The following is a 729-nucleotide window of genomic DNA, read 5'->3' as shown; positions in this document are numbered from 1 at the left end:
CTACGATGTAACGCTTCTATTGCGTCATTCGCTTCATCTTCTAGCTTTTCTAAAGCGATAGTGAGCTGGCTAAGACGCTTTTGCATGTGATTTTTTTGTGTAAAGCCATGCAGCTCAGACTCATAATCACTTTGTGTGGCAGTATTTCTTGGCTCAGTCGTCTCGGTGGATGTGGATTTAGAGGTAGTAGATGTCGTTTTATCATTTTCCTCTATAGGCAATTGGCTTGGATGCACAAACATCGCTTTATTATCAACTGCGCGAAACGTCAACGCCAAGTCGTATTGTTTACCTTCAGCATTTAGGGCGTCGTAAGCAAGACTCTCCTTTTGGTGCGTGTCGTTTTTTATCGCCTCGATCTTACTTTGATATTGGTCACTACGAAAACGTTGACTGAGACGTTTTTTTGCCTGTGTCCATAAGTCGCTAATTTGCTGTTGTAGTAATACCGCTTGTCCAGCAGGCAACCGTATCGCTAGAGGGGTACGAGGGTCAGTAAAATTGTGCACGTAGACCCAGTCGTCTGGTGTGGGTGCATCCATAGCGATATGCTGTAAGAAACGGCTGATAATGGTACGTTTACCAAGCCCATTTTCGCCAGCGGCAAAGACGTGATAGCCACTGGCTTTTATATCCAGCGCAGTGTGCAAGGCTTTGAGCGCCCGTTTTTGACCAAAACCAATGTCCAAATCGGGCGCAGTACGGGTGTCAGTAGGCAGGATATCAGCA

The 729-nt window shown here is 46.0% G+C and carries 1 protein-coding gene; it reads right to left on the bottom strand.

Annotated features, from left to right (window positions below):
* Window positions 1–729 (bottom strand): Lon-like protease helical domain-containing protein (locus ACS8FD_RS20310; protein WP_439277194.1); only part of this gene is annotated, 729 nt, incomplete at both ends.

Source organism: Psychrobacter sp. 1U2, from assembly GCF_051847575.1.
This window is presented reverse-complemented; position numbering and strand designations above follow the sequence as displayed.